General features: G+C 41.1%; 23 protein-coding genes and 3 pseudogenes. 12 read left to right on the forward strand and 14 right to left on the reverse strand.

Features of this window, described 5'->3' with window-relative positions; translation table 11 throughout:
* Positions 1–200: pseudogene (locus H5968_RS20650) on the forward strand (hypothetical protein); the annotation flags it as partial.
* Between the two features lie 142 nt (positions 201–342).
* Here the strand turns inward: H5968_RS20650 and H5968_RS20655 are convergent.
* The 4 genes from H5968_RS20655 to H5968_RS20670 form a co-directional block, all read right to left on the reverse strand.
* On the reverse strand, positions 343–810 hold the full coding sequence (locus H5968_RS20655; protein WP_187041455.1) for a tellurite resistance TerB family protein: 468 nt from the start codon (positions 808–810) through the stop codon (positions 343–345).
* 220 nt (positions 811–1030) lie between these two features.
* Positions 1031–2923, reverse strand: a complete 1893-nt coding sequence (ilvB, locus tag H5968_RS20660; RefSeq protein WP_187041456.1) for a biosynthetic-type acetolactate synthase large subunit — start codon at positions 2921–2923, stop codon at positions 1031–1033.
* 132 nt (positions 2924–3055) lie between these two features.
* The gene (locus H5968_RS20665) at positions 3056–4303 is read right to left on the reverse strand and encodes an MFS transporter (RefSeq protein ID WP_096566252.1); all 1248 of its coding nucleotides are present in this window, start codon (positions 4301–4303) and stop codon (positions 3056–3058) included.
* A 146-nt stretch (positions 4304–4449) separates the two neighbouring features.
* Positions 4450–5013, reverse strand: a complete 564-nt coding sequence (locus H5968_RS20670; RefSeq protein WP_187041457.1) for a hypothetical protein — start codon at positions 5011–5013, stop codon at positions 4450–4452.
* A gap of 226 nt (positions 5014–5239) precedes the next feature.
* On the opposite strand from H5968_RS20670, the gene H5968_RS20675 reads away from it, so the two are divergent.
* Positions 5240–6352 carry a ferrochelatase gene (locus tag H5968_RS20675; RefSeq protein WP_187041458.1) on the forward strand — a complete coding sequence of 371 codons (1113 nt, stop codon included), beginning with the start codon at positions 5240–5242 and terminating at the stop codon, positions 6350–6352.
* A 410-nt stretch (positions 6353–6762) separates the two neighbouring features.
* On the opposite strand, the gene H5968_RS20680 is transcribed toward H5968_RS20675, so the two are convergent.
* On the reverse strand, positions 6763–7326 hold the full coding sequence (locus H5968_RS20680) for a Uma2 family endonuclease (RefSeq protein WP_187041459.1): 564 nt from the start codon (positions 7324–7326) through the stop codon (positions 6763–6765).
* 227 nt (positions 7327–7553) lie between these two features.
* Here H5968_RS20680 and H5968_RS20685 point away from each other — a divergent pair, with 227 nt between their 5' ends.
* Positions 7554–9104 (forward strand): ATP-binding protein, encoded by a 1551-nt coding sequence (locus H5968_RS20685; RefSeq protein ID WP_187041460.1) that lies wholly within the window; start codon positions 7554–7556, stop codon positions 9102–9104.
* Positions 9105–9961: 857 nt separating this feature from the next.
* On the opposite strand, the gene H5968_RS20690 is transcribed toward H5968_RS20685, so the two are convergent.
* The 3 genes and pseudogenes from H5968_RS20690 to H5968_RS26215 form a co-directional block, all read right to left on the reverse strand.
* Positions 9962–11569, reverse strand: coding sequence for a trypsin-like peptidase domain-containing protein (locus tag H5968_RS20690; RefSeq protein WP_187041461.1), 1608 nt, complete (start codon positions 11567–11569; stop codon positions 9962–9964).
* A 10-nt stretch (positions 11570–11579) separates the two neighbouring features.
* On the reverse strand, positions 11580–12503 hold the full coding sequence (locus H5968_RS20695; RefSeq protein ID WP_187041462.1) for a trypsin-like peptidase domain-containing protein: 924 nt from the start codon (positions 12501–12503) through the stop codon (positions 11580–11582).
* 3 nt (positions 12504–12506) lie between these two features.
* Positions 12507–12596: pseudogene (locus H5968_RS26215) on the reverse strand (4-Cys prefix domain-containing protein); the annotation flags it as partial.
* Positions 12597–12763: 167 nt separating this feature from the next.
* Between H5968_RS26215 and H5968_RS20700 the strand changes: the two are divergent.
* Positions 12764–13036, forward strand: coding sequence for a hypothetical protein (locus H5968_RS20700; protein WP_222620753.1), 273 nt, complete (start codon positions 12764–12766; stop codon positions 13034–13036).
* A gap of 97 nt (positions 13037–13133) precedes the next feature.
* Complete coding sequence (ftsH, locus tag H5968_RS20705) at positions 13134–15032, forward strand: ATP-dependent zinc metalloprotease FtsH (RefSeq protein WP_187041463.1); 1899 nt, start codon at positions 13134–13136, stop codon at positions 15030–15032.
* A gap of 701 nt (positions 15033–15733) precedes the next feature.
* On the opposite strand, the gene petA is transcribed toward ftsH, so the two are convergent.
* Both petA and petC read right to left on the reverse strand, forming a co-directional pair.
* A complete protein-coding gene (gene petA, locus H5968_RS20710; protein ID WP_187041464.1) occupies positions 15734–16735 on the reverse strand; it encodes a cytochrome f in 1002 nt (333 codons plus the stop codon).
* Between the two features lie 74 nt (positions 16736–16809).
* Positions 16810–17349, reverse strand: coding sequence for a cytochrome b6-f complex iron-sulfur subunit (gene petC, locus H5968_RS20715; protein ID WP_096566273.1), 540 nt, complete (start codon positions 17347–17349; stop codon positions 16810–16812).
* An 827-nt stretch (positions 17350–18176) separates the two neighbouring features.
* On the opposite strand from petC, the gene H5968_RS20720 reads away from it, so the two are divergent.
* The 6 genes from H5968_RS20720 (at position 18177) to H5968_RS20745 (ending at position 20978) form a co-directional block, all read left to right on the forward strand.
* Entirely contained in the window at positions 18177–18485 is a 309-nt protein-coding gene (locus H5968_RS20720; protein WP_096566275.1) for a DUF3067 family protein, read from the forward strand.
* A gap of 200 nt (positions 18486–18685) precedes the next feature.
* Positions 18686–18901, forward strand: coding sequence for a hypothetical protein (locus H5968_RS20725; RefSeq protein WP_187041465.1), 216 nt, complete (start codon positions 18686–18688; stop codon positions 18899–18901).
* Positions 18902–19028: 127 nt separating this feature from the next.
* The gene (locus H5968_RS20730; protein WP_222620754.1) at positions 19029–19451 is read left to right on the forward strand and encodes a PIN domain-containing protein; all 423 of its coding nucleotides are present in this window, start codon (positions 19029–19031) and stop codon (positions 19449–19451) included.
* 424 nt (positions 19452–19875) lie between these two features.
* A complete protein-coding gene (locus tag H5968_RS20735; RefSeq protein WP_137668128.1) occupies positions 19876–20088 on the forward strand; it encodes a DUF2997 domain-containing protein in 213 nt (70 codons plus the stop codon).
* 39 nt (positions 20089–20127) lie between these two features.
* Complete coding sequence (locus tag H5968_RS20740) at positions 20128–20514, forward strand: DUF1257 domain-containing protein (RefSeq protein WP_096566281.1); 387 nt, start codon at positions 20128–20130, stop codon at positions 20512–20514.
* A complete protein-coding gene (locus tag H5968_RS20745) occupies positions 20514–20978 on the forward strand; it encodes a ferredoxin (protein ID WP_187041466.1) in 465 nt (154 codons plus the stop codon). The genes H5968_RS20740 and H5968_RS20745 overlap by 1 nt, the downstream gene beginning before the upstream one ends.
* A gap of 52 nt (positions 20979–21030) precedes the next feature.
* Here the strand turns inward: H5968_RS20745 and H5968_RS20750 are convergent, their stop codons facing one another.
* The 4 genes from H5968_RS20750 to H5968_RS20765 form a co-directional block, all read right to left on the reverse strand.
* Positions 21031–22200 carry a beta-ketoacyl-ACP synthase gene (locus H5968_RS20750; RefSeq protein WP_187041467.1) on the reverse strand — a complete coding sequence of 390 codons (1170 nt, stop codon included), beginning with the start codon at positions 22198–22200 and terminating at the stop codon, positions 21031–21033.
* A 279-nt stretch (positions 22201–22479) separates the two neighbouring features.
* The gene (locus H5968_RS20755; protein WP_187041468.1) at positions 22480–23265 is read right to left on the reverse strand and encodes a peptidylprolyl isomerase; all 786 of its coding nucleotides are present in this window, start codon (positions 23263–23265) and stop codon (positions 22480–22482) included.
* Between the two features lie 6 nt (positions 23266–23271).
* Positions 23272–23409 carry a hypothetical protein gene (locus H5968_RS20760; RefSeq protein WP_187041469.1) on the reverse strand — a complete coding sequence of 46 codons (138 nt, stop codon included), beginning with the start codon at positions 23407–23409 and terminating at the stop codon, positions 23272–23274.
* A 106-nt stretch (positions 23410–23515) separates the two neighbouring features.
* The gene (locus H5968_RS20765; protein ID WP_096566289.1) at positions 23516–24085 is read right to left on the reverse strand and encodes a photosystem I assembly protein Ycf4; all 570 of its coding nucleotides are present in this window, start codon (positions 24083–24085) and stop codon (positions 23516–23518) included.
* Positions 24086–24859: 774 nt separating this feature from the next.
* Between H5968_RS20765 and H5968_RS20770 the strand changes: the two are divergent.
* Positions 24860–24981: pseudogene (locus H5968_RS20770) on the forward strand (photosystem II D2 protein (photosystem q(a) protein)); the annotation flags it as partial.

Raw genomic sequence — 24981 nt, forward strand, 5'->3', positions numbered from 1 at the left:
CAGGTTATTTTCCTGTAAGGGCGAAGCATTCGGGCGATAAATTATCAATTTTGATCACAGGTTATTTTCCTGTAAGGGCGAAGCATTCGGGCGATAAATTATCAATTTTGATCACAGGTTATTTTCCGAATGCTTCGCCCCTACTTCGCCCCTACTTCGCCCCTACGACTCCTGAATTCTGCTGTACTTTGCGTAGCTGAATTACTACTTAAAAAGCCCATGATCGCCTAAAATTTGCTACTCATGAGCTAAATTAACTTATTTATGTGAAAACTGCAAACTAAAGAGCTAAATGACCTAATTCTTGGAAAAGAGGGGGATATTCAAAAAACAAACCAATAATTATTCTTCTTCCTCCTCTTCTTCTTCATATTGTTCAAAAATTTCGTCTATCAGTTCTTCTGCTCGCTCATCGGAAATTTTTAATGCTTCCTGAAGTTCAAAGAGATAATCTTCTTCTGATTCGGGTATGTCTTCTTCCATTCCCAGGATCAAAATAGCTGTGATATAGGCAGTTTCACGATAACTCTTTTTTGTTAAGGATGCGATCGCACTAGGAATTAAATTCTCTACTTTTTCTTCCTCTATCAAGGTGTTGACTTTTGCTGTTAACTTATCAAAGTCTTCCTCAGAGTAACTTGCAAACAGTTCAATACCTTCTAACATTTCTGGTAAGGGGTATTCTTCGGGGGTAATAATACCTTCATCCTCACCAGAAGCGGAAAAAAGTCCGATAATGACGATCGCCACTTCTGGTTCTAGTTTAACTGGAGTTTTGATTTTGCTTTTAACCAACTCACTTTTAGACATGATGATCCTTTTGACAGACTATTATTTAGATTCCCAAATCATTGCATAAAATCACAGAGACTGTTACTTTTTTTCATACATTTGCACACAGAAGTTATGTTTTTAACATCAAAAAGATTTTAGCTAAACTCAAAAGCTATATACCCAATCTAGAAGGTGATTTTCACACAATATCCCCGACTTCTTGCAGAAATCAGGGATCTGATTCTGGTTATATGACTTACAACTTATTCCCGCACTCAGCACAGAAATTATGACTGGGTGGGTTTTTTGTACCACAATGGTTGCAGTAAACTGGCTCAACTGCGGTTTTTGGTGCTGGCTTTGGTAAACCAAACATCTGGGCGTTACTCTTACCAGGCGCTACCATTGGATAGCAGTTTTCATCTTTAGTAACACGCACATCTACCACTACAGGTCCATTGTGTGCCAGCATTTCCGCGATTTTATCCGCTAACTCTTCTCTGGTATTAATCACCATACCTTTAATACCATAAGCCTGTGCCAAGAGTTCAATATCTGGCATCCCTACTTCCATGTTAGAGCAGGAATAACGCTCACCGTAAAAGGCTTGTTGCCACTGGCGCACCATTCCCTGCCAACCGTTATTTAAAATTACGGTCTTGACATTTATCCCATATTGTGCTAAAGTCCCCAGTTCTTGTAAACACATTTGGAAACTAGCATCACCACTGATACAGATTACCTCTTCATCAGGGAAAGCCACCTTTGCACCCATCGCCGCAGGTACACCAAAACCCATTGTTCCTAAACCTGCACTAGAGATCCAGCGTCTTGGTCCATTCTTCAAAAATTGGGCTGCCCACATTTGATGTTGTCCCACATCAGTGGTATAAAATGCGTTGGGTGCTTGGCGACCAACTTCCACAATTACCTCTTGGGGAGAAATGCTATCAGCGTGATGAGGTACAACCAAAGGATAATCCTGTTTCCAACGGTTAATTAAATTCAACCATTCTTGATTTTGGTTAGGTGTTACCTTGCCGTTTGCGCTTTGACATCGCCGCAATAAATCTTGTAAAACGTTTTTGACATCACCGACAATAGGCACATCAGGAACACGGTTTTTACCTACTTCTGCTGGATCAATATCAATGTGAATAACTTTAGCGTGGGACGCAAACTCATCTAATTTACCTGTTACCCGGTCATCAAATCTTGCACCAACACAAATCAGTAAATCACAATCTGTCACCGCAAAGTTAGCGTAAGCTGTTCCGTGCATTCCCAACATTCCCACAGATAGGGGATGATGTTCATCAAATGCACCGATACCCATTAAGGTTGTGGTGACAGGGATATTAAATAATTCTGCTAATTGTTTAACTTCTTCGTGAGCATTAGCCGCGATCGCACCCCCACCCACATACAATAAAGGACGACGACTTTCACGAATTAACTGGATAGCTGCATTAACTTGTCTGGGGTTGCCTTTAACTGTGGGACGATATCCTGGTAACTTCACTGAACCTGGTTCTACAGGCACATAATCAAATTCTTCTAAAGCCACATCTTTAGGAACATCTATCAAAACAGGTCCAGGTCTACCCGTACTAGCAATGTGAAACGCTTCCGCTACAATTCGTGCCATGTCTTTAGGATCACGCACTACATAAGAATGCTTCACAATCGGTAGAGTAATCCCGTAAATATCTGTCTCCTGGAAAGCATCAGTACCAATTGCAGCCCGTGGTACTTGTCCAGTGACAATAATCATGGGAATAGAATCCATGTAAGCAGTTGCAATACCCGTTACTAGGTTAGTTGCTCCAGGACCAGAAGTACCAAAACATACTCCTACCTTGCCAGTTGCACGGGCATAACCATCAGCAGCATGGGAAGCACCTTGTTCGTGTCTGACAAGAATGTGTTTAATTGTACCAGTTTCCTCTACTTTGTAAAGGTCATCATAAATCGGTAGAATTGCCCCACCGGGATAACCAAAAATGTACTCAACACCATGACGAAGGAGACTATCTAACAAAGCAAAACCGCCAGTTGCCCGTTTTGGAGTTACAGGGGTAGATTTAGAGACAGCAGACTGTTTCTGATTTTCCGATTGTGGGAGACTGATTTGAGAAGACGATGGCACGGTTAACCTCAAAATATAACTAAAAGTTAAGCCTTAGATTTTGTATTTAGAATCTCATTTTAATTGAAAAATTCCCCTTGATGCTGAAATAATCTTGATTTATCAACATAAAGGATTACTATTTTACAAGTTTTAGATCAAATCTTGCAAGACTTTCCGGGTATTTTGCCAAGTCCAGAAACCAATCAATACTACAGTGATACTCATACCAAAAAGAACTGTTGCCAAGCCAAAAGCATTAACCAGCTTGGTTGTAATCAATAAAGGTGCGGACAGCGCAATATTAATGGCATGATTTTGAAAGCCAAATACCTTACCGTGCATTGCTGGGGGTGTGTGTTGTTGAATTAAGGTTTGCATCGGCACGTTAATTAATGCTGCACCTAAACCCAAGAAAACACAAAGTCCTAACACTAAAAATAAATTATGAGTAACAATAAACATTCCCAGTGCCAAGGCCATAAACATAAAACCAATTAACGGCAAGGGTTTATGATGCAGTTTATGTCCAAAATGTCCCAAAATTCCTGCGCCTAAAACCATTCCCACACCGGCAGCAGCAACAAAGAAACTAAAATCAGTTTGTTCTAAGTTCAATCTAGCAGCTAATCTAATAGATAATTCTAATAATGCCGCAAACACGCAATACAAAGCGACAATTTGTAACATCGCATTCCAGACTAAGCGGTTTTGTTTTAGATATTGCCAACCTTGTAAAAATTCGGTGATAGGATTAGCTACGGATGTTTGCCTATGTTCTGTAAACCGAATTGGCAACATGATGATAGCTGATAACAGATAGAAACCACCTACTAATAGTTCTTTGCCAAAATCAGAGTTTAAATATTCCGCCCAGTCTAAAATTGGCTTTCCCACAGCATAACCAACTATCAATGCTCCCATCATGGTGCTGCTAAATAAAGCATTAGCGGCCATTAAATTCTCTCGTTGCACCATTAGGGGAATAGTAGCTTGTTCCGCTGGGGCAAAAAACTGAGTTACCGAGGAGATACCAAAATTCAGTGCTAACAATATTCCTAACTGCCTGGGCAAGAAAGCTATACTTAATGTCAACAAGCCCCGCACGACATCAGAACCCACCATAATTAGCTTTTTGGGCATCCTATCAACAATCACACCACCAGCAGAACCGAAAAAAATCGCTGGTAGGGTAAAAGCCATATACATATAAAAGCGCCCTGTGCCTTCTGGTAAACTGGCAGGTAAGTATTTTTTCTCTAACAAATCAATCATTAAAATCAATAAAACCTTATCTGCTAACTGGGAAATGAGTTGCCCAATCCACAGGAGCATAAAATTACGGTTTTTTAGCAGTGCGCCAAAGCCAGTATTAACAGCAGTCGGTTCAGTGGGAAACATCACTAATTGGGAATTGGGAATTGGGAATTGGGAATTGGGAATTGGGAATTGGGAATTGGGAATTGGGAATTGGGAATTGGGAATAAATAATTATCTATTCACTGTCACCAGTCACCAGTCACCAGTCACCAGTCACCAGTCCCCTGTTATTCATAACTTTTTAACAATATATGCAAAAACTCAGCCGCATTCAGGGATTTTTGGGAGTGGGAAAACCGAATTGATGGATCTGTCCAGTTACCTTGTACTGTTTGGGGCGATCGCCACATTGATAAATGATCAACTGGTGGATCGGCATAAAAGTTATCTTCCCCAATACCTAAAATAGCAGAACTCCAATGGGTAAAATAACCATGACTCAGGCGATGTATGGGAAAATTTCCCCATAATGGCACGCCCCAGCCATCTATAGCTATTAAGGCTTTCACATTACCACCTTGAAGTTGCCATGTTGTAGCTGCCGCGATCGCACCTACTACACCGGCACTAAAACCAATGAATATAACAGGGGATTCTAGCTTATTATTCAGGCGATCGCGCAAAAACAGTAAAATATGAAGTGCTGATAAAGTGAAAATCCCCTCTCCCGGAAAAACCAGTATATTTAATAACTGCTGATCACCTCTCTCTACATTGGGGTTAAACAAGCTGCTGACAAAGCTTTGCGTTAATTCTATTTCATGAATACCTGGACAAATAATAATATTCATTAGCTTTTATGGTTAAAGATCAACAACCTATGGCATTTGCTCGGTTAATTGTAAGTTAATTGTTAATTTTTACTGGTTAATTGTAAATTTTTCATGATCAGATGTATATTTTTATGTTCACATCTATCCTATCCCCCTGGATGGGATAATAATTAACTAATATGGCGAATTATAGGGTTATACCCAGTGAGGATGTCGCCATTTCGCTTATATTGAGGGAATTATTGTGGTTGCAACTCCAGAAAAAATGCAACATACTCACGAGCATCTACCAGTCCATGATCGCATAGCTGTACTGCTCATGGGTTATGGTGAAGTCGAGAGCTATGAAGATTTTGCCAATTATAATGAACAAGCTTTAAATCTACTTACTGCCAAATTTGCACCAGTACCAACTTGGATTTATCCCACTTTAGCCAAGATTTTAGCTATATTTGATCGTCATGAATGGGGACATACCCATCATGATTTTATCTCACCCCATAATGCCATTTTTGAACAGCAACGGGCAGGAATTGAACACGAATTACAACATAAATGGGGCGGTGGTGTTCAAGTTTTCAAAGCTTTTAACTTTTGCGCTCCTTTTTTACCGCAACAAGTTTTAGCAGAAATCAAAAATCAAGGCTTTGAAAAAATATTGATCTATCCTTTGTTAGTGGTAGATTCTATTTTTACCAGTGGTATTGCTATTGAACAAGTTAATAATGCTTTGGCTGAATTAGCTGATGGTGATGAACATTGGGTGAAAGGAATGCGTTATATTCCTTCTTTCTACAATGAGCCGGAATATATCAATTTAATGGCGCAAATAGTAGAAGAGAAAATCAATTCTGACTTAGCCAATGCCTATTTACCATCACAAATTGGTATTGTGTTGATGAATCATGGATGTCCACACAAAGCCAAAGGTTTTACATCAGGAATTGATGAAAGTCAAGCACTTTACGAATTAGTGAGAGAGAAATTAATTCACCGTTATCCTTTAATTTCTGTCGGTTGGTTAAACCACGATACACCATTAATTGAATGGACTCAACCCAATGCCACCCAAGCAGCTAACAATCTGATTCAATTAGGTGCAAAAGTGGTAATGTTTATGCCCATAGGTTTTGCCACAGAAAATCATGAAACCTTGTTAGATGTACATCACATTATTCATGATTTAGAAAAACAGCATTCTGGTGTGGACTATTTACAAATGGCTTGTGTAAATGATGATCCCCGCTTTTTGGATATGGCTGCGGAATGGGCAAATATTCACATTCAAGAATTAATGGCAGCAGAAGGTAAGGAAGTTAATGTACAGTTAGCTATACATCATCATCACCATCATTAGGTGATTGGGGACTGGGGACACTTCGACAAGCTCAGTGCATCGCTGGGGACTGGGGACTGGGTAATTGGTAATGGGTAATTGGTGACAGGTGAAAGATTAATTTTTGTCTGTCACTTTTTCGTGTAAGCTGTAATTTTTATCGGGAATTAGTTACAATATAGGTATTAGTTTTGGGAAAAGATGATGATACAAACTAATATATAGGACTCCTATTTGATTAATGAATAGATTATTATTAGATACTCATGCTTTTATATGGTTTGTCTCGAATGATGTCACCCTACCAGGGTTTTAGTTAGTCGTGATGCGGCTTTTGATGCCTATTCTATTCAGCGTTTGTGGTCATGAAGAAGGCTAATACTCCCATTTATTGAAAATTTTACTTGCTTCAATTCACAAAAATACTCTACTCACTCTAATAACCAATCAAACAATTCTTTTACAGTCAGATGAAAATCTTTGGCAAATTCTGGTACTGGCAAACGTGCATTTGGTTGATCATAAAATGCCGTTGGTTGATCTGGAAAATAAACAAATATAGATTGTTCTTGTGGATCAATTAGCCAGCCCATCTGAGTTCCATAATTGAGACAGTGTAAAATATTTTTAATAACTTTAGTTTGGCTTTGATCAGGTGAGAGAATTTCAATAGTCCAATCTGGAGCGATCGCAAAAACATTGGCAACTCTGCCATTTTCCTGACGGGGAATTTTATCCCAACAGAAGACAGAAATATCAGGTACAATTGAACGTCCACCAAAAGTACAACGCAATTCTGAAAAAGCTCTGGCAATCTTTTGAGGTTTTAATATTAAATTAATTGCAGGTGATAACTCAGTTTGAATTACACTATGTTCTCCTTGTGGCATTGGTTTTTGGATGATGCTCCCATCAATATATTCGCTTGCAGGTTCGGTTTCTGGCAGTTCTAGGAATTGTTCTAGGGTGATAATTTGAGCAGGTGTTTGTACCATTTGCAGGTTTCCTTATTTTATTGATGAGGGAGAATAAATTGTAAAGATGAGTTTTGTTTTGTGTCAACAATCAACGGTTCGACTCCGCTCACCGACCACGGTTCGACTCCGCTCACCGACCACGGTTCGACTCCCCTCACCGACCACGGTTCGACTCCCCTCACCGACCACGGTCAACGGTCAACAATCATAGAAGTTATCATCAAATCAACCTTACTTAAACTTTTATGACTAAATGGTTTAACACCGCAGGCCCTTGTAAACCGGATATCCACTATACCCTACCCACCACCGAACGGTTACCCCAATTAAAACGCCTGATTGACCAACAAAATTACTTTGTCATCCATGCACCCAGACAAACAGGTAAAACCACTGCCATGCTTACCCTAGCACAGGAATTAACAGCTAGTGGTAAATATACCGCCGTTATGGTATCCGCAGAAGTAGGCTCTGCTTTTCCCGATCAGCCAGAAGTAGCAGAAAGAAGGATTTTAGATGCTTGGCAAGATGCTATTGACTGTTGGCTACCAACAGAATTACAACCACCTTTCTTAACTAATGGTAATCCACCTCAACGTATTGGCTCTTTCCTCAAATCCTGGGCGGAAACTTCTCAGCGCCCCTTGGTGGTGTTTATTGATGAAATTGACTCTCTGCAAAATCAAACTTTAATTACTGTTTTAAGACAGTTAAGGGACGGTTTCCCCCGTCGTCCCCAGAGTTTCCCTCAATGTGTGGCTTTAATTGGGATGCGGGATGTACGTGATTATAAGGTAGCTGCCGGTGGTAGTGATAGGTTAAATACCTCTAGCCCCTTTAATATCAAGGTGGAATCTATAACTTTAAGTAATTTTACTTTAGAAGATGTAAGTAATCTATACAAACAACACACTCAAGCCACAGGGCAAATATTTACCCCCGAAGCCATTAACCACGCTTACTATTTAACCCAGGGTCAACCTTGGTTAGTTAATGCGATCGCCCGTCAAGTTACAGAATACTTAGCAGAAGATGTAAATATCCCCATCACGGTAGATTTAATTAATCAAGCTAAAGATATCTTAATTCAAAGGCAAGACACCCATTTAGATAGTTTAGCAGAGCGATTACGGGAAGATAGGGTAAAAGCCATTATAGAACCTATTTTATCTGGGGAAGAATTACCCAACACACCGGAAGACGATCGCCGTTATCTGTTAGATTTAGGTTTAGTGATTCGCAGTCAAGAAGGTGGGTTAAAGGTAGCTAACCCCATTTATCAAGAAGTCATCCCCAAGGTGTTATCCCAGGGTACTCAAGATAGTTTACCGATGATTCAACCTAGTTGGTTAACACCCACAGGGGAATTAAACCCCCAAATTCTATTAGAAACTTTTTTAGACTTTTGGCGACAACACGGGGAACCATTATTCAAAAGCACTCCCTACCCAGAAATAGCCCCCCACTTAGTATTAATGGCATTTTTACACCGTGTGGTTAATGGTGGTGGCAGCTTAGAACGGGAATACGCCATAGGCTCTGGCAGAATGGATATATGTCTGCGTTATGGGGATGTAGTCTTAGGGATGGAATTAAAGGTATGGAAACAGGGTAAACCCGACCCCTTACCCAAAGCATTGGTACAATTAGATAAATATTTATCAGGATTAAATTTAGATACAGGATGGTTAGTCATATTTGACCGTCGCCCTGACTTACCCCCCATCAGCGATCGCACTACCACGGAAATAGCTATGAGTCCCCAAGGGAGAAATATTACAGTCATTCGGGGGTAGGTTTGGATTTTTTGATGGTCAACGGTTCGACTCCGCTCACCGACCACGGTTCGACTCCGCTCACCGACCACGGTTCGACTCCGCTCACCGACCACGGTTCGACTCCGCTCACCGACCACGGTTCGACTCCGCTCACCGACCACGGTTCGACTCCGCTCACCGACCACGGTTCGACTCCGCTCACCGACCACGGTTCGACTCCGCTCACCGACCACGGTTCGACTCCGCTCACCGACCACGGTTCGACTCCGCTCACCGACCACTGGGGGTAAGATCCCCGACTTCTTAAATAATTGGCATAATCTCATATAATTTGTCCAGAAGTCGGGGATCTGAGTGACAACGAAGATCATGTACTTGATTATCTTGACGGAATGCGGTCGCCAAGCGTTGCTACAAGCAGATCGCGGGTGAGTAAGATCCCCGACTTCTTAAATAATTGGCATAATCTCATATAATTTGTCCAGAAGTCGGGGATCTGAGAAGCGCTGCTGCTCAGTGCATCCGGGGAATAAATTAAGCGTCTCATAGCCAAAGTCCACTAAAAGTGGACTGGTAGGTTACAAAAAATACTCTAGGCAATGATTGTTAGCCCTATGTATTATGTTATATTTAACACATAGTCGGATTTATCCGACTTAAGCTATTAGACGGGGGTTTCTAACCCCCGGCTCCCGGTGGTCGTAGCTCTTAACCCCTGACCCGTCAACCGTCAACAGTCAACCGTCAACAACCCTCACAAGATTATGGTCAGAAGTGGGGGATATGAGGATTCACCCCACGGACAATATCCCCGACTTCTATAGAGATTTATGGTTACCTGACAAGATTATGGTCAGAAGTCGGGGATATGAGGATTAACGCCCCCGCCAAATCTTGATGGTACCATCCCCACTCCCAGAGACTAGGGTTTTACCATCGGGGCTGAAGGCTACTGAGTAAACCGACTCTGAATGTCCGGTGAGGGTGGCGATTGACTTGCCGGTGGCGACATCCCACAGTTTGATGGTGTTATCGTGACTCCCAAAAGCTAAGGTTTTACCATCGGGGCTGAAGGCTACTGAAATAACCAAAGTTGAATGTCCCGTGAGGGTGGCGATTTCTCTCCCGGTGGCGACATCCCACAGTTTGATGGTGTTATCAAAACTCCCAGAAGCTAAGGTTTTACCATCGGGACTGAAGGCTACTGAACTAACCCCATCTGAATGTCCGGTGAGGGTGGCGATTGACTTGCCGGTGGGGACATCCCACAGTTTGATGGTGTTATCAAAACTCCCAGAAGCTAAGGTTTTACCATCGGGACTGAAGGCTACTGAAATAACCCTAGATGAATGTCCGGTGAGGGTGGCGATTGACTTGCCGGTGGCGACATCCCACAGTTTGATGGTGTTATCCAAACTCCCAGAGGCTAAAGTTTTACCATCGGGGCTGAAGGCTACTGAATTAACCCACTCTGAATGTCCGGTGAGGGTGGCGATTGACTTGCCGGTGGCGACATCCCACAGTTTGATGGTATCATCCCCACTCCCAGAAGCTAAGGTTTTACCATCGGGGCTGAAGGCTACTGAATTAACCAAATATGAATGTCCGGTGAGGGTGGCGATTGACTTGCCGGTGGCGACATCCCACAGTTTGATGGTGTTATCATAACTCCCAGAAGCTAAGGTTTGACCATCGGGGCTGAAAGCTACTGAACGAACCAAGCTTGAATGTCCCGTGAGGGTGTTAACTAAGGTAGAACTTGACCAGGGAACCACCCGCGCCCGTCGGGAGAGGTCAGGGATTTTCTCTATAGGGATACCCTGCACCCCTTGTATTTTTGTGGAGTCCAGTTCCGATTTACCATAGATGCCAATGACAAACCCCCGCTGGTCAAAAATTGGTCCGCCACTGACTCCCTTTTGGGGTTTACCGGACATAATTAAGTCGTATCCTTGCTTTTCTCCCTGACTGCGGGATGTCAGTTGATCTTCTGTAAACTTATACTGTCTAGGATTGGTATTTTTGGAGGCATTGGCGGGAAACCCGGCATAATATAGGGGAGAACCATTGTTGACTGTGCGGGAATCTGCTACCGCTGCCACTCTATACTCTTTAGTGCTGGTGAAAGTAATGATGGCTAAATCTAATCCTCGTAGGCGCTCAATTTTGTCAATCTCGTGGCTTTCTCCATCCCCAGTAATTATCTCGTAATCCCCAGTAATTACCTGATTGTCCCCTGGCTTTTTCACAACATGAAAGGCAGTCAGGACAGTATAAACATTACCTTGACGATTAATCATTACCCCAGAACCTACACCATCCAAGCCACCGATATTGACGGTGATTTGTCGGGCAATGTTGTTAATTTCGGCTGCTGGCACCCTGGGTATTGTCACTGGGTTAACGGCTAGGACTGGTTGTAAATACACTACTGCTGCTGTGGTAGCGCCTAAAATTACTGCTAGTTCGGGGGTAAATTTCATAGATAATCTATCACCTGAAGGTAAACTGGCCAGGGAAAAAATCACTGACGGGAATACCCCAACTATATTGAATAATGGTGGCTACATCCCTGGGGTTAACAGAAGAGCCATCGGCAAATACATAGGAATTACCCCAAATAGGTTGGGCATGAAGTCCGTTAATACCTACTACTTCGCCTCTACAGTTCAACAATGGTCCACCGCTCATACCTTTAATTACATCACTGGTGTAACCAATGCGGTATCCCCCCTCTAGGGGTTTGGGTAATATCTGGGTGATTTCACCGGGTTTAATGGCTAAGTTGCCATCAGCCGGGGTTTTACGTCTGGTTTGTCCAGGGGCTTCTGGAGACAGGGGGAAACCAGCGGCCATGACAAAGCCTGAACGGGGAGCAACATTTGCCATGGTGGCAGGGTTGTAATGTCCCCTATGGTATTTAAACTGTAACAGGGCTAAATCTTTACCAAGGAAATGGGTTTTATCCTCTACAGCGGTAACGGTGTGATATAAACGTCTTCGGCTGTTCAACTCCTGGGATAAGTCTTCACCCTCAATGTATTGTTGCACTAAATATTTATATTCATATTGATATTCATATTGATATTCAAAGTCAGTATTTTCCCCAAAGGAGGGAGCGGTGAAGCTGAAATAATCGTATAAAGAGGGAATTTGTCCGGTTTTATCCCCTAAAGATTCTAAAACCCGCGCCTCCCGTTCAAAGGCTTTTTCAATAGCTTGTTTTATCGCTGCTTTTTGTTCGGGTGTTTTGTCTGCACCTAAATTTTTAGGATTAATATACAATCTTTTAATCACACAATAATCTTGATTCAAGCGTCCTAAGTTAACAGCTTGAAAAGTTTCCCCAAACCCTCCTTTACCCAGGGGCTTTATGGGTTGATACCGCCCCTTTGAACTTGATAGAATCAGGGGCATTCCACAGGCTTGACAGGTGGGGTCATTCTCTTCTAAGTGGTTTTCAGGTTTGGGGCAGCCTAGCCTGGTACAATAATATGCTTGGGGAGGCATGGTAGTGAGGTTGGGTAATATTCATAGTTACTAAAAATATAATCACATTATAGTTAGTTAATGAACCGCTGTATAAAACCTACTGAAATATAGGACTAATATAGGACTCCTATTTGATTATTGAAAAAAACTCCATACACCAAAATTCTCTAAAAGCCTCTTGCCTCTTGCCTTCTTTCCCAATCACCAATCACCAATCACCAATCACCCATCACCAATCACCCATCACCCATCACCCATCACCCATCACCCATCACCAATCACCCATCACCAATCACCAATCACCAATCACCAATCACCAATCACCAATCACCAATCACCAATCACCAATCACCCATCACCCATCACCCATCACCCATCACCCATCACCAATCACCAATCACCAATCACCAATCACCCATCACCCATTAACAATTTCTCATAGCTCGAAGTTAAACTAGATAAGAAAACAGTAATTTCCAGTTATTGCTATTTCTGTAAGAAGAATAGGCATAAAACCAAAAATTCGCTTATGCCAAAATTAAAAGGGTAAATATTATGACAAAAGTTGCTAAAAAGGCATTGAACAAACAGCATCAAACAAAGCGAGTAGCTTGGACTGGGGCATTAGCAGCCGCTATGATCATGTTGCCGGGAATGTTTGGGGGTAGTCCCGTCTTGGCACAAAAAGCAGAACGTAACTCTTTATCTTACGGGGAATTGCTGCAAAAAACCGAGCAAGGGCTGGTTAAAAGAGTCGAAATTGATGAAACCGAACAAATAGCTAAAGTTTATTTAGCAGACCAAAAACCCGATACACCACCTATAGCGGTACGGCTTTTAGATCAAAACTCGGAGTTAATAAACAAACTCAAAGAAAAAAATGTTGAGTTTGGTCAGGTTTCCTCTGCTAATAGTAGAGCAGCCGTAGGATTATTAATCAACCTGATGTGGATTTTACCACTGGTGGCGTTAATGCTGTTGTTCCTGCGCCGTTCTGCCAATGCTTCTAACCAAGCTTTGAATTTTGGTAAATCTCGCGCTCGGTTTCAAATGGAAGCGAAAACCGGAGTAAAATTTGATGATGTGGCGGGAATTGAAGAAGCCAAGGAAGAATTACAGGAAGTAGTTACTTTTTTGAAACAACCAGAAAAATTTACCGCAGTGGGGGCGAAAATTCCCAAAGGCGTGCTGTTAGTTGGACCCCCAGGTACAGGTAAAACTTTACTAGCAAAAGCGATCGCCGGTGAAGCTGCTGTACCATTTTTCAGTATTTCCGGTTCAGAATTTGTAGAAATGTTTGTGGGTGTGGGTGCTTCCCGTGTCCGTGACTTGTTCAAAAAAGCCAAAGATAACGCTCCTTGTATTATCTTTATAGATGAAATTGATGCAGTAGGTAGACAGCGGGGTGCAGGTATCGGTGGTGGTAATGATGAGAGAGAGCAAACCTTAAACCAACTATTAACAGAAATGGATGGTTTTGAAGGTAACACAGGTATTATTATTATTGCCGCTACCAACCGTCCTGATGTCTTAGATTCAGCCTTGTTGCGTCCTGGTCGTTTTGATAGACAAGTTATTGTCGATGCACCAGACTTAAAAGGACGTTTGGAAATCTTGCAAGTTCATGCACGGAATAAGAAATTAGATCCGAGTGTGTCCTTAGATGCGATCGCCCGACGGACTCCTGGTTTTACCGGTGCAGACTTAGCTAACCTCCTCAATGAAGCAGCTATTCTCACAGCTAGAAGACGCAAAGAAGCAATTACCATTTTAGAAATAGATGATGCTGTAGATCGGGTAGTTGCGGGAATGGAGGGTACTGCTTTAGTAGACAGTAAAAACAAACGTTTAATTGCTTACCATGAAGTGGGACACGCTTTAATAGGTACATTGGTTAAAGACCATGATCCAGTCCAAAAAGTTACCCTCATTCCCCGGGGACAAGCATTAGGTTTAACTTGGTTTACACCCAATGAAGACCAAGGTTTAATTTCCCGTTCCCAAATTTTAGCCCGAATTATGGCAGCTTTAGGCGGTCGTGCGGCTGAGGAAATAGTGTTTGGCAAACCGGAAGTTACCACAGGTGCGGGTAATGATTTGCAACAAGTGACAAACATGGCCAGACAAATGGTAACAAGGTTTGGGATGTCTGATTTAGGTCCATTATCCTTGGAAAGTCAAAATAATAGTGATATATTTTTGGGACGTGACTGGGGAAATAAATCAGAATATTCTGAAGAAATTGCTGGTAAAATTGATGCTCAAGTCAGAGAGATTGTTAGCAATTGTTATGTGAAGGTAAAAGAATTACTGCAAGAAAACCGCATGATTATGGAGCGTTTAGTTGATATGTTAGCGGAAGAAGAAACCATTGATGGAGATGTTTTCCGCAAAATTGTAGAAGAGAATATTCAAGATCGGGTGCAAGATCAAAAGTTAGCTGTTTATCATTAGACATCTGGTGGAGGAGATCAAGGAGTCAGGAGTTCAAGAATATCAAGGAGTTTTTTGTATTTGGAAACGAGGTAAAAACCAACAAAGTGCAAGGTTTTCCTACTCATAGTTTCCAAAACCTTGCACCTATTTTCTTTGTTATCACCCTCAAACTCTTTATTCATAGTGGGTTTCAGTTTATTCAGCAAACCCTAAGTAGGGGTTGCTGAGAAAGTCTTTCCGTGAGGGCATAGGAGTCAGGAGTCAGGAGTCAGGAGTCAGGAGGAGATTGGAAAATTTCTTTGCCATCTCTTGAAATCCCAAAAAATGCACACTTTTTCCGGTATACCCTTCAAAACCCTTGCACTAATTTCTGTGTTTATCAGCCTCTAACCTTTGATATATCAAGGTTTTAGGTTTATTCAGCAAACCCTAAGTATTAAGTTATGGGGAATTGGGAATTGGGAATTGGGAAAATACAGCACTTCCCGGTGTTATGAGGTACAGAGATGAATCATAAAACTCTTGTGGTGCGGGCATACTTCGACAAGCTCAGTACAAGTCTTGCCCGCTACTGGTGTACTTCACTTATATGAAATCTGCTGTAAAATCCTTTCTTCCTGACTCCTGACTCTTGACTCCTGACTCCTGACTCCTGACTCCTGTGATAAAAAAAAGACAGGCATCTTGCCTGTCCCACAAATCATTGTTTAGTAAAGAATTTAGAAATTCATCTCAGCAGCTTGGACTTTTTCCACCTGCTTTTTCTTCAGCACTAACATAACTTGTGCCAACATCACTAAACAGATAAAGGCGATCAAACCTGTGACTCTGTTGGGGTTTTGTAAGACGATTTCTGTATCTTTCTGACCAAAACCACCGACGTTGGGGTTATTGGTTAAAGCGTCACCAGATGCAACTGTTTGTCCTTCAGAAACAATCAGTTCTGGACCTGCGGGAACGGTATCGTTAACAACTTCACCGCTGTCGGTTTTGATGCTAACTACATACTTAACGTTACCGTCTTCATCTTCTGTTTTGGCAATCTTGCTGATTGTACCAGCAGCGGAAGCGTTGTAAACGTTGTTATTGCTCTTTTCACCTGTGGGGTAAACTTGTCCACGTCCTCTGTTACCACCTACATGAACGGCATATTTGCCAAAGTAGATATTTTTGTCGGTAGCAGGGTTAGGTGAAAGCACAGGGAAGACGATTTCTTGATGTTCTTCTCCTGGTAAGGGTCCAACTATCACCACGTTTTCCTGGTCTTCTCTGTAGGTTTGGAAGTAAACATCGCCTACTTCTTCCTTCATTTCTTCAGGAATGCGGTCTTCTGGTGCAATTTTGAAGCCTTCGGGTAACATCAATACAGCACCGACGTTTAAACCGACTTTAGAACCATCAGCACCTACTTGCTGTACGTTGGTATCGTAGGGGATTTTGACGATCGCTTTAAATACGGTGTCAGGTAATACTGATTGGGGTACTTCTACTTCTGTGTTTTTTGCTGCTAGGTGACAGTTAGCGCAAACAATCCTTCCTGTGGCTTCGCGGGGTGTTTCAGGAGCGGTTTCCTGCGCCCAGAAGGGATAAGCAGCAGCTGTTTGGGGGTGAGCAATATCGCTGGTGAAGAAAAATGTCACAGTAGCGATCGCTATCAGTAATGTATTTAACATTACTTTAGCAGCGCGGGTTAACCTCGCTGGTGTACGGGGGTTTCTCATCTCTATAAAGTCAGTTGTCAGTGGTCAGTTGTCAGTTGTCATTGTTCAGCATTAAAGCTGAACCATTACATGGTTTAAGCCCACCAAGGTTCTTCACCAGTGCGGAAGTCGGTTTCTGTCCAAGGGGTCAAAACGATTTTGTCATCGTTGACATTCGCATGAGCTAAAGCTAAAGACCTGGGTGCAGGTCCGCGGACCACTTTACCAGTAGCATCGTACTGGGAACCGTGACAAGGGCATTTAAACTTGTTCTCTGCTACGTTCCAAGGAACAACACAACCTAAGTGGGTGCAAATAGCGTTAATGCCATAGTCTGTGATCGCTTCTTTGCTTTCTACCACAATATAGGTAGGATCTCCCTTGAGTCCTTGGACAAGGGTGCGATCGCCTACGTTATGACTGCTGAGAAACTTACTAACACTAACATCGTTACCCAGTTCATCTTTTGCTACTGTACCACCACCAGCACCACCACTGGCGGGGGGGATAAAGTAGTTAACAACAGGATACAATACACCAGCCGCTACTCCGGTGACAGTCCCAAAAGTCAGCAGGTTCATGAACTGACGACGACCCATATCGGGTACGTCCATTGATTCAGAAAATTGAGCCATAGTCTACGCGCTCTTTGTGTAATTTGTTCAGCAATTTTGACAAGAGTGGTAGCAACTAGCCTCACACTTTGCCTGAGTCGAAATGCTAACGCCCCCAGTGATGCCATACTTCTTGGTAAGAAGACCTATCTAGCATTACCTTCTGTTAGCATTACATTTCTTTATATCCTTATCATAGTTTCAAAAAGCATAGACAAATATCTCATGCTTTCTGTTTGCTGGGAATCACCCCAACAGGACTTACTAGAACACCCTCTATCTCTAGTCTAAAAGCTGTTGGGACTACTTTAAAGAAAATATTTTGCGGGTTCTCTTTTTTCAGTTCTGATTGGATTAGCTACTCTTGAGAATGTTTTACTTTGTCTGATTTATAGGATTTCCTGTCACACAGGAGCTATGGTCAGATCAATTCTGACTCTCCCCATTCTCAGAGCCGGACTTTCACCACTTCTCAAGGATCTACGCTTCTTGAACTCAAGACTAAATATATCACATTCACATCTTGCATCACAGATGCAGACAAAACATGATAATATTTCTGTACTATAAATATTAATATTTTGAGTAAGTAAGTCGGCTCTAAATGTAAAATCTAAATGAGAGCAGCCATGATCTCGTTAAGTCGGTGTTGATTTTTTTTTAGACGTGTAACAATCAGATGTTACGCAGCTAAACTTGATAATCCTAATATAGTTAAGTCTTGTGCTGCGGTCATATTGCTCGCTAGACTTATCCAAATTAAATGAAAAACAGTTTATCTGACTATGTAATTCACTTGCATGGCATTTAACTAAAATAAACAATACAACAATAAATCTTAAAGCATTATGACTGGCAAGGAATTACGTCAACTGTTAATTGATAAATGGGGATATTCCTACGATGTCCAGTTCCGCAGGACGCAAGGAAAGATATTTCTGCAAATTATGTGGAAATATCTTGAACAAGCTTCATTCCCTTTAAGCGAACCAGAATATCAAGAACATCTGGATAGCATCGCTAATTATCTCAACGCTTTGGGTGGAACGAGTCAAGTACAAACTTTTGTTGAACAAACTAAAGAGCGTCCCCGATTGGGTAAAGCTGTAAGTATTCCTCTTGACTTGGGCGATCGCGCATCTGAATGGATAGTGTAGGTTGTGACTGGTGACTGGGGACAGATAATATTTTTATATGAAAATATAGCATTTACCAAGCTAGTGAGGTACAGAGTTTTTTATCTTAGGGAATTGGGAATTGGGAATTGGGAACAGTAAATAAATTAGGGTGTACCTCATGAGACTGGGAAACGCTATGTCATGTCAAAAAAGTCAAGATGGGAACATAAGAATTAAAATTGATCAATCCATTTGCAGAAAGGAAAAAAGTTTGGGTACATTGGGGAAATCATCATCATTTAAGAATTACCCGAATTTTTAAATATTTCTGTTTATTAGGTTTAAAAGAATATGCTCAGGCATTTTTTAAATGTTTAGAGGAAATATATCATCTAGAAAAAGGTGAAATTACTAAACTTACATTTTCTCATTGGCAAGATGCAATAAATAGTTAAGAATAAGTAGATTGTAATTCATGCAATTTTTTCGACTAATCTACATATCTAATGTTTTTGAAGTACAATTAAGTAAACACAATTCTAACAAGAGATTTTCAAGTGGAAACATCTAAACATCTGCCTCTTGTTTTTTTTAGATACAAATGTTATCGCTGCTTACTTACGTGGTGAGTCACCTAGTTCTGAACTATTCTCTCCAGCAGTGTTGACACAAGTGCGGTTAGCAATTAATCCAGTAGTATTACAGGAGCTTTTTTTCTTGGTAGAGTCCAGTAAAAACCCAGAAATTCTGGATGAACTTCAAGAAGAAGTTAATGTGATACCTGTAAATTTACAGAAAGCTGAGGAATATCTCAAGTATGCAGCAGACCTTCGTAACCGTATAGCTCATTCTAATGATGTTTTAATTCTTAGTAGTGCTGCTGAATATGACTATTTAGTTACTTATGATAAAGCATTAAGTAAAGCATTAGGTTCTTTATCAACGAGTAAGCCTCAAATAGTTACACCTGAACAATTATTATCTGAATTGGGAACTAAGGTGTGAAGGTTTATATTGATACGGGTGTTTTTATTGACTATCTCAGTCCACAAGCGATCGCCCCACATTTCCCCCATATTTTCTAAATTCAATGATAATGATAAAAATTTTCAATAAGCTTTAGTATTTTTTCATAATTACAGCATGACGATTTCTCTGATAAAAGCCGAATTTTTCAGGCTTTTTAACTGGAAAGTGATCAAAAAGCAGTCAGCTTGACTAATTGATCAGGTTACGAGAAACTATAGGTTGATGGATGTAACTGCTACCCCAAATAATAACTTTCGTTAAGATTTTGAGATATATATTTTTAAAGATGGAACATTATGAACAAATGGCAACTTTTGTTTCTGTGTTCTTTCAGCAATAGAAAACTAACTCCGCTAAAGCAGTTAAGTCCAAGGATACTATTGAGATTGGCATTCAGAGAATGGAAACACTAGAATTTATAATTTATCCCGACGGTCGAGTACAAGAGAAAGTCACTGGTATAGTGGGATCTTCTTGTGCGGAGGTAACAGCAGCCATAGAAGCCCAACTGGGAAAAGTGGTAAATCAGCAGCCCACCTCAGAATTTTTCGCCAACAAAGCTACACAGGAATCAAGTGTAGTCAATACCCAAACTGCTTTTAGCGAATGGTAAGTTTTCCAACTCGTCTACTTTCATTGATTACAAACCGCCATGTCACACTTTAGCCAAATTAAAACTCAAATCCGCAACCTTGAATCCTTACAAGATGCACTTTCCGACTTAGGAGTAGACTGGAAACCAGGACCTCGTGAAGTGCGTGGTTATCGTGGTCAAACCCATCCAGCCGAAGTTACCATTGAACAGGAAAATGGTTATGACATCGGTTTTAGATGGAATGGTCAGGAATACGAATTGGTAGCTGACTTACAATATTGGCAGCAAAATTTATCTGTAGATGGATTTTTGCGCCAAGTCACCCAACGTTATGCTTACCAAACAGTGATGAAAGAAACTGCCAAAGTTGGTTTCCAAGTTGCTGAAGAACAGAAAAATGCAGATGGTTCTATTCGTTTAGTAGTACAACGCTGGAGTGCGTAATGTCTCAATTGCAACCGTTCCCAGAAGATTTAGATAATAATCTAGACAATAATCCTTCCGGTTTAGAGCCAGAATTAGGCGGTTTTTTGCGAGATGAACCAGAAAGTTCTGGTTTTGAGCCGGAACTGGGCGGTTTGCTACGACAGAAAGGTGTTTATGTCGATGAAATTACCTGTATAGGTTGTAAACACTGCGCCCATGTCGCTAGGAATACATTTTATATTGAACCTGATTATGGGCGATCGCGTGTAATTCGCCAAGATGGCGACTCAGAAGAGGTAATACAAGAAGCTATAGATACCTGTCCTGTAGACTGTATTCACTGGGTTGATTATACAGAACTGAGAAACCTGGAGGAAGACCGCAGATATCAGGTTATTCCTGTAGTGGGTTATCCGGTGGATCATGCGGTAGCTACCACAGAAAAACGTCGTAAAAAGCAGAGATTAGCAAAAAATCAATAATATAGCAGGAGTCAGGAGTCAGGATTTCAGAATTCTGATTACTTATATCAATTCAATATATTGAATTGCTACTGCCTAGAGCGATCGCTGCATTTTGTCCACCAAAACCAAAACTCAAGCAGAGCAGTTTTTGTATTTCTGTATTTCTTACTGTTGTCACAAAATTTAAATCAAATTCTGGTTGTTGCAATCCCACAGCAGGAGGTAATATTTTATGCTTTAAACTCAAAAGCGAAAATGCTACACCTAAAGCCCCCGATGCTCCTAGTGTATGACCTGTAGAGCCTTTTGTAGAACTAATAGCTACTTTTGGCGGAAATAAAGACTGTATAATTTTGCTCTCTATTCGGTCGTTGAGAATCGTAGCTGTACCATGAGCATGAATGTAGTCTATATCTGCGGGTGTTAAATTACTGCGTTCTAAACATTGCTTGATAGCAGCGATCGCACTCTTTCCTTCTGATTCCGGCTGAATACCATGAAACGCATCTGCTGTCAAGCCAAAACCCAGAATTTCCCCATAAATATTTTCTGGGTTGATTTGGCGTTGTTTTGCCGACTCCGCAGATTCCAGCACAAACACAGCACCACCTTCACCTAATACTAAACCTTCCCGGTGTAAATCAAAAGGATAAGCGCCTGTTTTTGCTAAAGCCCCCATTTGCTGAAATCCACAGATGGTCAGGGGTGTAATAGGTGCTTCCACTGCACCAGCGATCGCCCGTTGACATTGACCGCTTTGAATTAACATAGCAGCTTGGGAAATTGCCCAAATTCCCGTAGCGCAGGCCGCCATTGGTGCTAAAACTGGACCACAAGACCCGATTTGTCTGGCTACAGCGATCGCATTCATCAGTGGTAAAGTATCCAACCAATTTTCCAGATTTAATAATTCTCGGTTGGTATCTTGACCATACATTTGCTGTGCAAACTTCTCCCAAGACGCTTGATAGCTACGACTAGAACTAATTACCACAGCACAATCAGGCAAAGACGCTACTAATTCAGCATTTTGTAAAGCAGAATAAACAACCATCTGAGTGAGGGTACTCAAATCAGAAGGTTGTTGATTAATTAAACCTAGAGGAATTTTCCCCAGTTCTGGAAATGGTTGATGTAATTTAATTCCCGTTTTTAAGCATAGTAAATTTTGCCAGCTATCTTCCAAGCTGTTACCCAAAGCAGAAACTAAACCAATACCAGTAACAACAACCCTAACCAATTTTAGATTTTAGATTTTAGATTTTAAATTAGGAGTCAGGAGTCAGGAGTCAGGAGTTCAAGGAGTCAGAAGTTATTAATTTTGACTTTTGACTTGATTTATTCCCTATTCCCTCTATTCAATAATGGACAATTAACAATTAACAATTGACAATTACCTCTCCCTTAAAATCAGAAGATTTCAAAAGCCGAATTTTGGCTTTTTCCCCCTTTAAAGGGGAGGTTTTAAACCTGGAATAAAACAATTATCAATTGTCAATTGTCAATTATCAATTGATAACTACTGAGGAACTTTCAAGTTTTCAGCACCTTTAACTACTTTGGCAGAATCAATTTTATCGCCTTCCTGAATTTTATTAACTACATCAAAACCATCGGTTACATAACCAAAAACCGCGTAGTTACCATCTAAAAAGCCCAGATCCGCTAGAGCAAAATAAAACTGAGAAGAAGCAGAATCAGGCATTTGGGATCTTGCCATTGCTACAGCACCAAGTTTGTGAATCAAAACAGGCTTTTGAGTTATTGTTTGACCGTAAACTGGTTGCTCTGCACCTTCAGGCTTAATTTCTAAGGGTATACGGCGTTCAGTTTTCAGTTTTGGATCTATATAACCACCAGTTCCCCACAGTTGCGGGGAAGTATTGGAATCTTTACTTTGAGGATCACCACCTTGAACCACAAATGGCTGAGGTTCACGCACAACTCGATGGAATACCAAACCGTCGTAAACGCCTTTTTCGACTAAATCAACAAAGTTTCCCGCAGTAATGGGAGCATTATCACCATCGACTTCAATGGTAATTGGTGATCCTTTAACTGTCATCACTACAGTAGCCTTACCTTCGAGACGTGGTAAATTATTTATTCCGGGAACACTCTGATTATTTTTGTTTGATGAGATTTTTGCTTCTTCAGTTGACTTGGCGCTTGTCTCAGTTGCCTTGGAGGTAGCTGTAGAATTGGGAGATGTACTAGAAGCGACTGGATCAGCCGAACATCCAGTCAACATCAAACCACCAATCATCAACAGAAGGACTAAAAATTGTGAAAATTTTAACCGCATTGAAAGTTACTTACTCAACCAAAGTATCTTAGCAATTTTGGATTTTAGAATGGTGATTGGGGACTGGGGACACTTCGACAAGCTCAGTGCATCGCTGGGGATTGGGGACTGGGGACTGGGGAGAAAAATTAAGTCAAAAGTCAAAATTAAAGAACTTCTGACTAATCCCTATTTCTTTCTTACTGTCACCTGTCACCTGTCACCTGTCACCTGACTCCTGATCCAAAATCCAAAATCCAAAATCCAAAATCTAGAGTCCTTCCAAGGGTACACCCAAAAAGCGAGCTAACTGAGCGCCTTGAGTTTCTAACTCAGCCAAAGATAAAGGTTGACCTACCCGTGTCAGGGGAATATCCCTTCTTCCCTTGACTTTCAGATAAAGTGCGCGTTGAGGATTTAGACCTTCTTTAATAGATATACGTACAGATTGTATATCTTGGATGCGGCTTTCAATCTCAATTTGGCGGTTTTTCCCAGGAAACCCCCAACGAAAGATTTTGAATTTGCCAGTTTCCTGGTTAAATTCGTTGTAACCGCCGCCTACATCCCATAAAATAACTAGCCACAGGTACAAGGCCAACAGTACACCAGCTATGCCATATAATCCCATCACCAATCCTTGAGGGACAAATACCAGTTGAGTGGGATCGGTGACAATGAGTAAATTGACTTTGAGATAGCTGGAAATGCCAGCCAATAAAAAGCCCGATGCTCCTAAACTAACAATAGTTGCCCACCAGTAGTTACTTAACCGACGAGAACCGAGAACATTTTGATGCAGGAGGCGATCGCTTTTATTAATCCTTGTTGATGCCGTCATTTTAGCTACCTTAGACCGTTATATATTCTCTGTGAACTGGGGACTGGCTAACCTGGGTAATGAGACAGGTATGGATCTAGATTTTAACTTCATTCACCCAAACCTGAAAGATATATTTTCTCCAGCATCAGCTTAAATCTTTTTATAGAAATTAACGCTATCAGCTTGTAGTAGCAGGACTTTCACTGTGTGGTTTGATATTGATTCTTCTACTGGAGATTTTAAAGGATTTTACCATTGTCCTGATCAAACTCCTGAATCATTTCCATCCTATCTAGCTGCTTATTATCATGCTAAATTTATGTTATTCAGATAATGTATATGAAAATTTATAAGTTTTATGAGAAAAGTTGTGTCATTTTGTTAAAATAAGGACGGTTAAGTTTTTCCGCCACGCTCCAAAACTCAAACTCAAAGGTTTTCAGCCCATTTTCTTATAATATTTGACTATTTTGACTATATTTTTGTGATTCAAAACCAAATACCAAATTAACTTGCGTATCTCCAGCGCAAACCATGAAGAATGTGATAAGTTAAGAATCGTTAAGTTACCGCCAACCAAATGACTTGGTGATGGTAACAGATAGTGGCATAATTATGAGAAATGCCCAATTAATCAAGCGGTAAATTCTCAGAGTCTTAACTGCTAATCAGTAGCTAAGAGTGTCAAAAAAACGTTAAATTCCTCCTGGCAGTGGCTAAGGAAAAAAACCTCCAAAAGCATCCTGCCTTAAAAACGTCGCAATTTTAGTAAACAAGAGGATTTTAGTTCTCATGACCATAGCAGTTGGACGCGCCCCGTCAAGAGGGTGGTTTGACGTACTAGACGACTGGTTAAAGCGCGATCGCTTCGTATTCGTAGGTTGGTCAGGTGTTTTATTATTCCCCTGTGCCTT

Source organism: Sphaerospermopsis sp. LEGE 00249 (assembly GCF_014299995.1).
Classification (GTDB): domain Bacteria; phylum Cyanobacteriota; class Cyanobacteriia; order Cyanobacteriales; family Nostocaceae; genus Sphaerospermopsis; species Sphaerospermopsis kisseleviana.

Excerpts from the sequence above, each read along its gene's own strand:
- H5968_RS20655 (WP_187041455.1), bottom strand. The coding sequence starts at position 810 with ATGTCTAAAAGTGAGTTGGTTAAAAGCAAAATCAAAACTCCAGTTAAA.
- H5968_RS20665 (WP_096566252.1), bottom strand. The coding sequence starts at position 4,303 with ATGTTTCCCACTGAACCGACTGCTGTTAATACTGGCTTTGGCGCACTG.
- H5968_RS20670 (WP_187041457.1), bottom strand. The coding sequence starts at position 5,013 with ATGAATATTATTATTTGTCCAGGTATTCATGAAATAGAATTAACGCAA.
- H5968_RS20680 (WP_187041459.1), bottom strand. The coding sequence starts at position 7,326 with ATGGTACAAACACCTGCTCAAATTATCACCCTAGAACAATTCCTAGAA.
- H5968_RS20685 (WP_187041460.1), top strand. The coding sequence starts at position 7,554 with ATGACTAAATGGTTTAACACCGCAGGCCCTTGTAAACCGGATATCCAC.
- H5968_RS20690 (WP_187041461.1), bottom strand. The coding sequence starts at position 11,569 with ATGAAATTTACCCCCGAACTAGCAGTAATTTTAGGCGCTACCACAGCA.
- H5968_RS20695 (WP_187041462.1), bottom strand. The coding sequence starts at position 12,503 with ATGCCCCTGATTCTATCAAGTTCAAAGGGGCGGTATCAACCCATAAAG.
- ftsH (WP_187041463.1), top strand. The coding sequence starts at position 13,134 with ATGACAAAAGTTGCTAAAAAGGCATTGAACAAACAGCATCAAACAAAG.
- petA (WP_187041464.1), bottom strand. The coding sequence starts at position 16,735 with ATGAGAAACCCCCGTACACCAGCGAGGTTAACCCGCGCTGCTAAAGTA.
- petC (WP_096566273.1), bottom strand. The coding sequence starts at position 17,349 with ATGGCTCAATTTTCTGAATCAATGGACGTACCCGATATGGGTCGTCGT.
- H5968_RS20720 (WP_096566275.1), top strand. The coding sequence starts at position 18,177 with ATGACTGGCAAGGAATTACGTCAACTGTTAATTGATAAATGGGGATAT.
- H5968_RS20735 (WP_137668128.1), top strand. The coding sequence starts at position 19,876 with ATGGAAACACTAGAATTTATAATTTATCCCGACGGTCGAGTACAAGAG.
- H5968_RS20740 (WP_096566281.1), top strand. The coding sequence starts at position 20,128 with ATGTCACACTTTAGCCAAATTAAAACTCAAATCCGCAACCTTGAATCC.
- H5968_RS20745 (WP_187041466.1), top strand. The coding sequence starts at position 20,514 with ATGTCTCAATTGCAACCGTTCCCAGAAGATTTAGATAATAATCTAGAC.
- H5968_RS20755 (WP_187041468.1), bottom strand. The coding sequence starts at position 23,265 with ATGCGGTTAAAATTTTCACAATTTTTAGTCCTTCTGTTGATGATTGGT.
- H5968_RS20765 (WP_096566289.1), bottom strand. The coding sequence starts at position 24,085 with ATGACGGCATCAACAAGGATTAATAAAAGCGATCGCCTCCTGCATCAA.